This is a genomic window from Vibrio sp. 10N.286.51.B11, assembly GCF_041469245.1.
Taxonomy (GTDB): domain Bacteria; phylum Pseudomonadota; class Gammaproteobacteria; order Enterobacterales; family Vibrionaceae; genus Vibrio; species Vibrio crassostreae_C.
Genome location: NZ_JBFRKI010000004.1, coordinates 1 through 13263, shown reverse-complemented (window position 1 = coordinate 13263; position 13263 = coordinate 1). Strand labels below are relative to the sequence as shown.

Annotated in this window: 10 protein-coding genes and 1 pseudogene; 8 read left to right on the top strand and 3 right to left on the bottom strand. The window is 45.0% G+C overall.

Annotated elements, in window-relative coordinates:
- Positions 1–108 precede the first annotated feature (108 nt).
- Positions 109–2151, top strand: coding sequence for an oligopeptidase A (prlC, locus tag AB4154_RS01910; protein ID WP_017071475.1), 2043 nt, complete (start codon positions 109–111; stop codon positions 2149–2151).
- A gap of 91 nt (positions 2152–2242) precedes the next feature.
- Here the strand turns inward: prlC and asnC are convergent, their stop codons facing one another.
- Complete coding sequence (asnC, locus tag AB4154_RS01905) at positions 2243–2707, bottom strand: transcriptional regulator AsnC (RefSeq protein ID WP_008218581.1); 465 nt, start codon at positions 2705–2707, stop codon at positions 2243–2245.
- Positions 2708–2833: 126 nt separating this feature from the next.
- On the opposite strand from asnC, the gene AB4154_RS01900 reads away from it, so the two are divergent.
- From AB4154_RS01900 to AB4154_RS01890, 3 genes are all read left to right on the top strand, one after another.
- The gene (locus tag AB4154_RS01900) at positions 2834–5956 is read left to right on the top strand and encodes an EAL domain-containing protein (RefSeq protein ID WP_372051201.1); all 3123 of its coding nucleotides are present in this window, start codon (positions 2834–2836) and stop codon (positions 5954–5956) included.
- Between the two features lie 112 nt (positions 5957–6068).
- A complete protein-coding gene (locus AB4154_RS01895) occupies positions 6069–6848 on the top strand; it encodes a class I SAM-dependent methyltransferase (RefSeq protein WP_017060146.1) in 780 nt (259 codons plus the stop codon).
- Positions 6849–6989: 141 nt separating this feature from the next.
- Positions 6990–7580, top strand: coding sequence for a hypothetical protein (locus AB4154_RS01890; RefSeq protein ID WP_017060147.1), 591 nt, complete (start codon positions 6990–6992; stop codon positions 7578–7580).
- A gap of 112 nt (positions 7581–7692) precedes the next feature.
- On the opposite strand, the gene AB4154_RS01885 is transcribed toward AB4154_RS01890, so the two are convergent.
- A complete protein-coding gene (locus AB4154_RS01885) occupies positions 7693–8571 on the bottom strand; it encodes a carboxylate/amino acid/amine transporter (RefSeq protein ID WP_136981807.1) in 879 nt (292 codons plus the stop codon).
- Between the two features lie 52 nt (positions 8572–8623).
- Positions 8624–9058, bottom strand: coding sequence for a universal stress protein UspA (uspA, locus tag AB4154_RS01880; protein ID WP_017060149.1), 435 nt, complete (start codon positions 9056–9058; stop codon positions 8624–8626).
- Between the two features lie 189 nt (positions 9059–9247).
- Here uspA and ftnA point away from each other — a divergent pair, with 189 nt between their 5' ends.
- The 4 genes and pseudogenes from ftnA (at position 9248) to AB4154_RS01860 (ending at position 13261) form a co-directional block, all read left to right on the top strand.
- A complete protein-coding gene (gene ftnA, locus AB4154_RS01875; protein WP_004735556.1) occupies positions 9248–9775 on the top strand; it encodes a non-heme ferritin in 528 nt (175 codons plus the stop codon).
- Between the two features lie 68 nt (positions 9776–9843).
- Positions 9844–10167, top strand: coding sequence for a universal stress protein UspB (gene uspB, locus AB4154_RS01870; protein ID WP_004735557.1), 324 nt, complete (start codon positions 9844–9846; stop codon positions 10165–10167).
- 250 nt (positions 10168–10417) lie between these two features.
- Positions 10418–11434 (top strand): annotated as a pseudogene (locus AB4154_RS01865) (NAD(P)/FAD-dependent oxidoreductase); the annotation flags it as partial.
- Between the two features lie 129 nt (positions 11435–11563).
- Positions 11564–13261: a hypothetical protein gene (locus AB4154_RS01860; RefSeq protein ID WP_372122080.1), complete on the top strand. Its 1698-nt coding sequence runs from the start codon at positions 11564–11566 to the stop codon at positions 13259–13261.
- Positions 13262–13263 lie beyond the last annotated feature (2 nt).

Here is a 13263-nt window from a genome sequence, read left to right as displayed (position 1 = left end):
TTAATAACTATTCGCAGGTGATTTTTTAGGGCGAACTTTAGCCTGATGACTGTAAGACGACCTCATTACAAAAAAGACGAAAGTCTCTAAAGCCAAAGGAATGTTTATATGTCTAATCCGCTATTAACCTTCACGGACTTACCTCCGTTTTCACAGATCAAGCCAGAGCACGTAAAGCCTGCAGTTGAGCAAGTGATTGAAGCGTGTCGCAACAAGATAGAACAAGTACTTGAAGGTAATACTTCACCAAGCTGGGACAACCTAGTTGCTCCAATTGAAGAAGTGGATGATCGTTTAGGTCGCATTTGGTCACCTGTAAGCCATATGAACTCTGTCGTGAACAGTGACGAACTGCGTGAAGCGTATGAGAGCTGCTTACCTGTGCTATCTGAATACGGCACTTGGGTTGGCCAACACAAAGGCTTGTTCGAAGCGTATAAAGCGATCAAGGCGAGTGAAGCATTCTCTGCACTGAACCGAGCTCAACAAAAAACTATTACCGACGCACTGCGCGACTTTGAATTGTCGGGCATTGGCTTACCTGCAGATGAACAGCATCGTTACGGCGAGATCAGCAAGCGCCAGTCTGAGTTAGGCTCTCAATTCTCAAATAACGTGCTTGATGCAACCATGGGTTGGAGCAAGCAGATCACAGACGTAGCTGAGCTGGCAGGTATGCCTGAATCAGCACTGGCGGCAGCTCAAGCGGCGGCTGAGTCTAAAGAGCAAGAAGGCTACCTACTGACTTTAGATATCCCATCATACCTACCTGTGATGACCTACTGTGATAACCAAGAACTGCGTAAAGAGCTTTATGAAGCGTACGTAACGCGCGCTTCAGATCGCGGTCCAAACGCAGGTAAGTGGGACAACACTGAGATCATCACCGAGCAACTTAAGCTGCGCCACGAGATCGCGCGCATGCTTGGTTTCAGTACTTACAGCGAAAAATCACTGTCGACTAAGATGGCAGAAACGCCAGACCAAGTGCTTGGCTTCCTAAACGACCTAGCAGTAAAAGCCAAACCGCAAGGTGAGCGAGAAGTTGAAGAGCTACGCCAGTTTGCTGAGAAAGAATTTGGTGTCTCTGAGCTAAACCTGTGGGACATCGCTTACTACAGTGAGAAACAAAAACAGAAACTGTTCGAGATCTCTGATGAAGAGCTTCGTCCTTACTTCCCAGAATCTAATGTGGTTTCAGGTCTGTTTGAGGTACTGAACCGCGTGTTTGGTATGTCGGTAACAGAGCGTCAAGGCGTAGACACTTGGCATGAGTCAGTGCGTTTCTTTGATATCTTTGATGCGACTGGAACACTGCGTGGTAGCTTCTACCTAGATCTATACGCACGTGAACACAAACGTGGTGGCGCTTGGATGGATGACTGTCGTGGTCGTCGCATTACCGAATCTGGCGAGCTACAGACCCCGGTTGCTTACCTAACGTGTAACTTCAATAAGCCAGTTGGTGATAAGCCAGCACTGTTTACTCACGATGAAGTGGTGACCTTGTTCCACGAATTCGGCCACGGTATCCACCACATGCTAACGCAAGTAGAAGCGGGCGCAGTTGCGGGTATCAATGGTGTGCCTTGGGATGCGGTTGAGCTACCAAGTCAGTTCCTAGAAAACTGGTGTTGGGAAGAAGAAGCGCTGTCGTTCATCTCTGGTCACTTCGAAACGGGTGAAGCGCTACCAAAAGAGATGCTAGAGAAGATGCTAGCGGCGAAGAACTTCCAATCTGCGATGTTTATCCTGCGTCAGCTAGAGCTTGGTTTGTTCGATTTCACGCTACACACAGAATACGACCCTGAAGTGGGTGCTCGCGTACTAGAAACGCTAGCGGATGTTAAGTCTAAGGTGTCGGTACTGCCAAGCCTAGATTGGAACCGTTTCTCACACAGCTTTGGTCACATCTTTGCTGGTGGTTACAGCGCGGGCTACTACAGCTACCTGTGGGCAGAAGTGCTATCGGCAGATGCGTTCTCAGCATTTGAAGAAGAGGGTATCTTCAACACTGAAACGGGTAATCGCTTCCTGAACAACATCCTTGAAATGGGTGGCAGTGAAGAGCCAATGGAGCTGTTCAAACGCTTCCGTGGTCGTGAGCCACAAATCGACGCAATGCTGCGCCACGCGGGAATCAACGCATAATCACGGTAACTATCTAGTTTATTGCGAAAAGAGCCTCTAGTTAGAGGCTCTTTTTTTGTCTGTGCGTTATGCCAAGCAAGGCGAATCAATGTTATGGATTCACATTGCGGTTGATAGGGTTCTGCAATGAAATCAGTGTCTCTGTCGACTGAACTTCATCGATCGCTTGCAGCTTATCGATCAATACAAACTGCAGCTCTTCTATCGACTTACACATCAGCTTTACAAAGATATTGTAAGCACCAGTGGTGTAGTACGCCTCAACCACTTCGTCTAAGGCATTCAGCTTAGCGATCGCCGAGTGGTAATCTTTGGCAGCATTAAGGTTGATGCCAATAAAGCAACACACGTCGTAACCCAGTTTTTTGGTGTTTACCACAACTTCCGTTCGTTCGATAATGTCTGCCGATCTCATCTTTTCGATGCGAACGTGAATCGTCGCAGGGCTGACATCGAACTGCTTTGCCATTTCAGCGTAAGGAGTTCGTGCATCTTCCATCAAGGTTTTGAGAATGGCACGGTCTAGATCATCTAGACGAGCTGTGGTTGTGGACATGCATAATCCTTAGGTTGAATGAAAAACATACCGGCTTGAGTACACATCATAGCCAAGGGTGATAATATTAGCAGTAACTATAGGGTTAGGGTGAATTCAGTGCGATTTTCGTTATTTTTTATTGTGATGTGTTGGAGTGTTTTTGCTTCAGCTCAGGCAAAAGATGTGTTGGTTATTCACTCTTATCATCAAGGCTTTTTCTGGACAGATGATTTCCATAAAGGACTATCTGATGAGCTCGATCGCGATGGGTTATCTTACCGGGTTGTTTATCTCGATACCAAGCGAACTCAAAACGCTGAATACTTAGAGCGAATTTATCAGCTATACCGCACTAAGCTGTCGCATGAAGAGTTTGCCGCTGTAGTCGTCAGTGATAATAACGCCCTCAATCTGATGAAACGCTTAGCGCCCGAACTCAATGGCACGCCCGTTATTTTTGGTGGCATCAACAATTTTTCTCCGCAAATGATTGAAGGCTTGCACGCAACCGGTATCACTGAAGATATTGATATGGCGAGCAATATTGAGCTGATCAATCGACTTCAATCGACGGTTAAAAAAGTTTACGTGGTTACCGATCACTCGGTAACGGGTGAAGCTATTCGCGCTCAAGTGGATTTATTTCTACAAAAACGCCCTGAGTTTTCTGGGATGGTGGAGCAATATACGCCTGATTCTTATCAAGAACTGATGACGTTCGCGCAACGCGCTGATCTAACTAAAAGCTTGTTGTTCTGGGCCTACTACCGCGACATCAATGGTCGGGTCAGCAGCAAAGAAGACTGGCGTCAGCTCAACAAAAAAACTCAGATGCCATTGTATATTGTGCATGATTTAGGACTTGGGTTTGGTGCGATTGGTGGCGTGATCCACAGTGGAGAAACGCAAGGTCGAGACACGGGGCGCGTGCTGTTGAGCGTGCTGAACAATCCTAAGGCTCCATTGCCATTGGTGGTTGCTGGCGCGCCAGAAATCAAACTCGATTACCAACAGATCTCACGTTGGGATTTGGGTGCAGAGAATGAAGCCTCAGTAACCTTCCTCAATAAGCCGAAGTCATTCTTAATGCGCTATCGCGATGAAATTCGCACCATCGGTTTAATGTTCTTGAGCATGTCGTGTGTTATCGCGGTGTTGGTGTATTACCTTAACCGTCTGAAGAAGAGCGAACGTGCAAGTCGCCAAAGCCAACGACTGTTGGAGTCGATATTTGATCAGAGCCTGCAATTTATGGGCATCATTGATAAGGGTGGCGTGCTGCTGTCGAGTAACAGCAAGTTACATGAGCTGCTTTATAATCAAGGCTATAAACTGGGAACGCCGCTGCAACAACACCAACATTGGGAAAGTTCTGCGCGAGAAGTGCTAGCCGAATATTTCATCGCAAAAAGTGAGCACCCAGCCTTACGATTTGAAGCCGAGGTGTGGTGTCGAGATCGCGGTGCGATGGTGTTGGATATTTCATTGAAGCCGATGCCGGGCAGTGAAGACGAAGACATTCAGTTTCTCTTTGAGGCGCGCGACGTGACCTCGCGTAAGCTTGCTGAGAATAAGCTGTTCCAACGTGAAGCAAACTTGAAGCTGTATTACGACAAACAGCCGGTGATGATGATTACGCTCGATGGCAATAATCGCATTCAACAAGTGAACCAGTTTGCCGAAGAGCTTTTGGGATACCCTCTCGATCAGTTGTTGGGCCATCGCCCTAGAGAATTCTATGTTGATGAGAACGCGATGATTCCTCGTCATATCTTGCTGCAACCTCAGCATAAGATTCGTGGTGTGTGGCGTCGTGATATCGAATATCGCCATGCCGACGGCAGCAAGAGCTGGATTCGTGAAAATATCCGCCCGTTGGTGGAGTCTGATCAGCTGTTGATTGTGGGTGAAGACATCACCGAAACGCACGAGCTTTCTGAAAAGCTAGAGTATCAGGCTCGCTATGACCTACTGACTGACACCTTTAACCGCAACCACTTTGAGCAAGAGCTGCAAAAGGCGCTGAAAGAGGTTGAGAGCCACATGCGAACTCACGCAATGTTGTTCCTAGATTTGGATCAGCTGAAAGTGCTGAACGATACCGCAGGACATGAAGCGGGTGATGCTGCGATCTTGTTTAGCGCCAAACTGCTAGAAGACGTACTGCCTTACAATGCGGTGTTAGCGCGAATGGGTGGTGATGAGTTTGCTGTGCTGATGAAAGACTGTACTGAACGAGATGCGGTGAATGTGTGTCGCAGTATTATCTCGATGATGAGTGAGAATCCATTCTTGTGGGATGATATTCGACTCAACCTGACGTGCTCTATCGGTATTCGATTGATCGACCATACAGCAGCTTCACCACAGATGGTGCACGCTCAGGCGGATGCAGCTTGTCATGCCGCTAAAGAAGAAGGTCGCAATCGCTATCATCTTTACCATCAAGATGATGAAGACCTGCGTCGTCGCCATCTTGAGATGGAGTGCGTTAACCTAGTGCATGAGGCCTTGGCTAACGATCGCTTAGAGTTGTTTGCGCAGCGAATTCTTGGCCTAGATGAAGACAGCGATAAAATGCACTTTGAAATCTTGGTCCGCATCAAGAACATCCAAGGGGAATACATCTCCCCGGGGATCTTCATGCCAGCCTCAGAGCGTTATAACATCGCGCATTTGATTGACCGCCAAGTCGTCAGTCAAACCTTGGGTTGGTTGGAGCAACGCCCTGAGGTTATTGAGGAACTGGGGATGTGTTCAATCAATCTTTCCGGTCACTCGATGGGTAACCGTGAGTTTGTCGAATTTTTGATAGATAGCCTGAGCGATTCATCGATACCGTGTCATAAGATTTGTTTAGAGATCACCGAAACAGCGGCCATGAGTAACATGAAGCAGGCGATCAAGTTCTTCACTCGAATCAAAGAGCTTGGCTGCATGATTGCATTGGATGATTTTGGCTCAGGGCTATCGTCATTTGGCTATCTGAAAAAGCTGCCTGTCGATATTGTGAAGATCGATGGCTTGTTTGTACGTGATATTGATGTGAATGAGATGGACCATGTGATGGTTCGCTCGATCAATGATCTTGCCAAGCAGATGGGCAAGCACACCGTGGCTGAGTTCGTTGAAAATACCCAGATTATCGACAAGCTTATCGAACTGGGTGTGAACTACGCGCAGGGCTACATCATAGGGCGACCTAAGCCACTCGCAGAGCTTGTTGAAGAGTTAAGACAAGAGCGAGAGACAGAGCCATTGGTTTAGGTAAGCCGACTTTAGCTGGGAATACTTTTCACCGCTAATATGTATTGTTGAGGCAATCAGGTAAACTGGTTGCCTCTTTTGTTTTGAATACTACTGTCTGTTGGAGACGACCTTGCAACTACAACTGATTTGCGAAGATGCTACCCAAATCGATCATTTGAATGACTTAGCGACCCGCTGGAACTTATCTCATGATGAAAGCAGCGATTTTGCTTTGGTACTGACTAGTGAGCGACTTGAGCTACGTAAAGTCGATGAGCCCAAGCTTGGCGCTATCTTTGTTGATTTAGTGGGAGGCGCTGTTGGTCACCGACGTAAGTTTGGCGGTGGTAAAGGTCAGGCGATTGCCAAAGCAGCTGGTTTAAACAAAGGCGCAACGCCAACTATTCTTGATGGTACTGCAGGCTTAGGGCGCGATGCGTTTGTGTTGGCTTCTCTAGGTTGTAAGGTGCAAATGGTCGAGCGTCATCCAGTTGTGGCTGCACTGCTTGATGATGGCTTGCAGCGAGCGCAACAAGACCCAGACATCGGTGGTTGGGTAAGTGAGCGTATGAAGCTGATTCACGCATCCAGTCACGATGCGTTGGATAAGCTCAGCAACGATCCTGACTTCGAACAGCCAGACGTGGTGTACCTCGACCCAATGTACCCACACCCAGAGAACAAAAAGAAATCGGCTCTGGTCAAAAAAGAGATGCGCGTATTCCAATCTTTGGTGGGTGCCGATCTGGATGCTGATGGCCTATTTGAGCCAGCGATGAAGTTGGCATCGAAGCGAGTTGTGGTTAAAAGACCGGATTACGCAGCTTGGTTAGACGAGCAAAAACCGAGCATGGCGATCGAAACCAAAAAGAACCGTTTTGACGTCTATGTGAAAGCATCAATGACTTAATTGAAGCATCAATAACTTAGATACACGCTAAGAAAATTTCCCGTCATAAATACGATAAATTGCCATTTAACACTTGCGATAGTCGCGTTACAGATGTATATCTAACTAAGAATCATTATTATTCTTAGCTGGAGTTGAAGCATGGCTAAACGCTTTTGTAAGTTAAACCGTCGAGATATCACCGAACACTTGGGCGAGATCCACAGCTTGGTGACTGAACCTAAGTTCGTGTGTCGTTCTTGCGCGCGTTCTTCGGCGGATCAAGCGAATCTATGCAAACCCACCGCAATTCCACCTCTTGGTTGTCAAAACAAACCCGTTGAAGAGAAAGTCGCATGCGGCCTGCTAGCGGAAACATTACCTGCACCAGAACTGTCGCTTGCGGAAATCAACGAGGCAATTGAACCGAGCGTACAAATGTTCGATCCAGCCGCCGCTGATATGGCCCCTGAGCTTGCCAAAAAAGAAGCCGCACAGAAAAAAGCCAAGCTGAAAAAACTGATGGCGAAGGCGAGCGGTGATGAGAAAGCTGAACTCAAACAAGCGAAGAAAGCGGCTAAGAAACAAGAGAAGTACAATAAGAAACTGGCGAAGATGATTAAGAAGCAGCAAAAGCTGTTTAAGAAAAGTCAGAAGCTGGAAAGTGAATTGGAACGAATCAACCTACAACTTGATGATGTTGCCTTCACTGAAACCAAGACTCAGGTAGTGAGCCACAATCAAATCCACTGAAGTTGATTTGAATGGTTTATTGCTACAGCGATGATTTAAAAAGAGCGACCTTAGGTCGCTCTTTTGCTTTTTGGGGTTATCCGAGCTGACTCATGTAGCTCGTTCAAATCAGCTAAGCGTTGCTTGCGGATCTTGCTACGCGCTTCTTCACCCACGTCTCATTGACGAATAAAGAGAATAAGATAACGGCGCCACCAATAGACAAGCGAACCAAATCGACATCTCTGTTCCAAATCAGGATATTCACCACCAGACCAGCAGGAACCAAGGCATTGTTCATCACTGCCAGCGCGCCAGCATTCACCATGCACGCGCCTTTATTCCACATAAAGTAACCCAGCCCCGACGCAATCAAGCCAAGGTAGATCAGGATTCCCCATTGAAGTGTGGTGGTGGGCAGCTTCTCTGGATTGCCCAGTAGCATGAAAGCAACGGAAGCGACGCATAACGCCCCTAAGTAGAAGTAACCAAATACGGTTCGCTGAGGTAATTCAGTCGATTCCTTCTCCATCACTACCTTGTAACTCACCTGACCGATAGCAAAGCACAGGTTCGCGCCTTGCACGACGAGGAAGCCAACTAAAAAGTTCTCATTGATGCCTGCAAATTTAATGAATACCGCGCCCAATACCGCAATTGCCGCAGTCACTAAGTACCACGGAGAGAATTGCCCTTTGAGGAAATCATAAATAAGCGTGACGTAAATTGGGGTAAAAACGGTAAACAAAAGGACTTCAGGAACGGATAGCAGTAAGAAAGACTGATAGTAGAAGCAGTACATTAAGCCAAGCTGGATGCCACCAATGGCCATCAATTTAGCGATCAGCTTACGCGAGACGCCACGGAATTTAAGGAAAGGAAGAAACACGATACCTGCAAGGGCAACACGCATCAGTACAGAGAACCAAGCATCAACCTGACCAGCAAGGTAAACGCCGATCAGGCTAAAGGAGAAGGCCCATAGGAGGGTAACACCAGCTAAATAGCTCATAGTAAAACTTCGTTAATAAGATATGAGCTGTATGTTACCTAACCTTAATTCATTAGTCTTCTGAATCTCTTAGAGGCACGACCAGCATATCAACCGGAGAGGCGTTGATCAGTTGTCGTGTTGAAGAAAGTAGCTTGCTCCAGAAATCTTGATGGTGACCACAAACCACTAAATCAACATTAAACTCGTTGATGGTGTCACACAGCTCATGACTCAAATCGCCACTGCCCACTAAGGTATGGGTGATCGGGTATTGGGCGTGCTCCGCAAAATTTTGCAGCTGAATACGAGACGCTTCCATCGCGTTGTGCTGGGTTTCGGCCATGTTGATATCAATCAGGCCGGTATACAGCTCTGCGTAGTTAATATCGATATGGATAAAAGAGACTTTGGCTTCCAATGGCTTAGCCAATGCTACCGCTTTATCCACAATTAATTTGCTGTCTTCTGATAAATCGACCGCGACCAAAATATGTTTGTAACTCATATCGCTACCTCCTTTATTCATTGTCTGATTTAAGATTAGCACTATGCGATGGTTTTTTTTGCTGAAGTGATCTCATATCCACTGTCTTGCGTAATGACAGCTCGAAATATTGGTTAACTAATGGCCTGCGAGATATTCATTAAATAGTGATATAGTAGAGAAAATTGAGGATGTAATTAGGAGTCTTAAATGCTGTCAAAAACTATGGTTGAGCAACTGAATGATCAAATTAACCTAGAATTTTTCTCATCCAATCTATACTTACAAATGAGTGCTTGGTGTGAAGACAAAGGATTTGAAGGTGCAGCAGAGTTTCTGCGTGTTCATGCAGTAGAAGAAATGGAACATATGCAGCGTCTTTTCACTTACGTAAGTGAAACAGGTGCAATGCCAATTCTAGGTGCGATTGAAGCGCCAAAACATGAATTTGATAGCCTTGGTGCTGTGTTCCGTGAAACTTATGAACATGAGCAAATGATTACTCAAAAGATCAACAAACTGGCTCACGTTGCTTTCAGCACACAAGATTACTCAACCTTTAACTTCCTGCAATGGTACGTTGCAGAGCAACACGAAGAAGAGAAGTTGTTTAAAGGTGTATTGGATAAGCTAGAGCTTGTTGGTGAAGACGGTAAAGCACTGTTCTTTATTGATAAAGACCTAGCGCAATTGGCAAAAGATGGTTCATCTTCAATTATGGAAGCTCCTGCCGTTTAGGTAGTACGGGAAAGACACTGATTATCTTTTTCTTTTGAGTTTTCTTATGAAGATGTAGGGAGGAAAGGATGATCAGCGGCGACACTATTCTATTTGCACTAATGGTTGTGACTTGCGTGAACTGGGCGCGATATTTTACTGCGCTAAGAACACTCATTTATATAATGCGAGAAGCACATCCTCTACTTTATCAACAAGTAGACGGAGGTGGATTCTTCACAACTCATGGCAATATGACCAAGCAGGTTCGCTTGTTTAGTTACATCAAAAGCAAAGAGTACCACCATCATCACGACGAAGTGTTTATGTCGAAGTGTGATCGCGTAAGACAGTTGTTTATACTTTCTTCCGCTCTGCTGGGTGTAACGTTGCTGTCTTCTTTCATCGTCTAAGTTATTTAGTACGTGTGAAGTAGAGTTTAGGTTTTGGTGTAAAGCTTCGGTTGTTGGTTCGCTAAGCCAAGTAGTGGTTTTGCTGCTGTCTGCAAATTGTACAATTGAACATCAATTGCAAAGTTTAAAATTGCCGCTAGAATAGCGAGCAATTAGTAAGGATGTGCTGTTTATGCACATCCTTTTTTATTGATGGCATTTCGAGAACAGGGTGTACTCGGGCTGCAAAAGTGAAGAAAAGCAGAACCACATGAGTGAAAAATTTGATGTAATCGTAATTGGTGCGGGCGCCGCAGGCTTAATGTGTGCTGCGGAAGCTGGTAAACGTGGCCGACGAGTGCTGGTGGTTGATCATGCAAAGAAACCAGGCAGAAAAATTTTAATCTCAGGTGGCGGTCGTTGTAACTTCACTAACTATGATGTTTCAGCCAACAACTTCCTGTGTAACAACCCTCACTTCGTGAAGTCAGCTTTATCTCAATACACCAACTGGGATTTTATCTCGATGGTGAGCAAGTACGGTATTGAGTTCGAAGAGCGTGATCACGGCCAGTTGTTCTGTGTGAATGACCACACAGCAAAAGATATCGTGAGCATGCTGCTTGACGAGTGTAAGCAGGCGAAAGTCGAACAACGCTACCGTTGTGATGTTCACTCCATCGAAAAAACAGACGCTGGCTTCAAGATGCACCTCAATACCGACGAAGTTGAGTGTGACTCACTGGTTGTGGCGACAGGTGGTTTGTCGATGCCTAAGCTGGGCGCAACGCCATTTGGCTATAAGATTGCCGAGCAATTTGGTTTGTCTGTGATACCAACTACCGCAGGCTTAGTGCCATTCACTCTACATAAAGAAGATAAAGAAGCTTTCGCAGAGCTTTCTGGTATCGCAATTCCTGCCGAGATCACCGCGCAAGACGGAACCTTGTTCAAAGAAGCGTTGCTGTTTACCCACCGCGGCCTATCGGGTCCTTCGGTACTGCAAATCTCTTCTTTCTGGAAGGCGGGTCAGTCGGTTTCGATTAATCTAGTACCAGAAGTCGATGTAGCTGAACTGCTGGCTAACTCTCGCGAGAAGCACCCAAATCAGAGCCTGAAAAACACCTTGGCGAAAGCACTGCCGAAGCGTTTTGTTGAAGTGTTGATTGACCGCAAAGAGCTGGAAGACAAGCCGCTCAAGCAGTTCAATGAAAAACAGCTGAATGACATTGTAGAGCATTTAGAGAACTGGAAAATCGCGCCAAACGGCACCGAAGGTTACCGTACCGGGCTATTCCTAACACACTAAGTTGTCAAAATCGGAGTTAATACTTAATTTAAGCATATGTTCTATAATGATATTGCTTGATTTTTAAGTGTTTATTTTTGATTAAAATAATGACAATTAGGTGGGTTCATGAAATATCATGTCCAAAACGGTAAACCAGGCTTTAACTATACTTGCGATCGTGGAATCGATCGATTCATTGAGCTTTCAACTTATCACCTTCAGCTTAAAGATAGAGATGTCTTATCTGAGCTAATGATTCTTTATTGTCAAGGCAAGAGATCTGCATCTTATGTGTCTTGGATTAAACGTATCAACAGTACACTCTATGCAACATTCGAATATATATGCATAGACTGCCTACCAACTAATGCCACAGAGTGGCGCGAACTAGTGAAGCAAGCGTATGCTAAGACACTAGTATCCTCAAACAACAAGGCGTTATCTACTCGTGTTGATGAGTGGAATAAGAACCTCAAACCTTTCTTAGTGTTCTTGAAGGATCGAGACGTTATACCTCCCCACGTGATTATCCCTAGAATGAAAAAGACAGGTGAACTTACTAAGAAAAGTAGCTTTAAGGCTGTGCTGATCGGTGAAAAAAAAGCGACTGAAGTTAAAGTTGATGACACCATTAACAATGTCTTAGTTCCAATTTCTCTTTCTAGAAGTGATGTCGAATACCTTGATGAAATACAGTTTGATTTGAAGCGTTCAAGGAATGCATTGCATGATTGCCTACTAAAATATTGGCAAGCTATTAAATTACATTATGACTTTGCTCAGTCTTTGATGGAAGAATTCCCTAAAAAGCACCCCCAATTATTGGCTCGTTATATAAATAGTGATCTCTATGACTTTTCCTATGACCGGAATGACTTAGGAAAAGATGGAAAACCAAAACCTCCGCGTAGAAGACATATAGCCAATCCAACGTCATTATTTGGTTCAATGCTATTCATGTATGTAGTTGGTTCGGAATGTAATGGCATTTTTAAGCTACAAGATTTACCCAAAGCTAAATTACCCAGCTCATTATCAGATCGGGCATTCACCAGCGATGCGGTTAGATGCTTACCTAAGTTAGGTTTTGAATCTACTGATAATATCGATATTTCACATCGTTTTGATTGGTGTTTTGGTTACATTCGTAATGCTGATATTGGTTGTTTGATTGCACTCTTGATGATGCTAAACCCCAAATTTACCTACATATCATTGTTGCAAGCTAAGGTTAAATATACAGATAATAAACCTTTATTGGAGCTTGATGATTTAGGGATGTCGTTCTCTATTACTAAAGCTCGCGCGTCAGATATGAAAAAAGAAAACCTTGATGACGTTAGCTTAGAGATCATTGAATTTCTTCATGAAATCCGTAAAAAACACCTGCATTTAATAAAAAATAAGAAACAAGAAAATTTCCTATTTTTGGCTTACTCCCGAAAGAGTAAAGGACTAGTTAATCCTGACTCTTGTAAGGTGGATAAAATCATAACAGGATCCGAATCTAAACGCTCAATTGAGCTAGGTCATAAGCAGATACACTTATCAAGCCACTTCCCTTCATTACTTGGTATTGGGTTAGGGCCGGGCGCCATAAATCACTCTAAGATCCGAGCGTCTGAAGGTGTTTTAGAGTGGTTCAGAACTGGTTCGATAGCTTCAGCTTCTCGAATTTTGGGAAACACACAGAAAGTTGCTCTTAAGTACTATATTCCTGAGCCTTTGATCGCTCAATACAATACAAGATTAGTTCGACGGTTTCAGAATCTACTTATCGTTGCAGCAACCTTCAAGGAAGGTTACTGTGTAGTGGTACGCTGAAT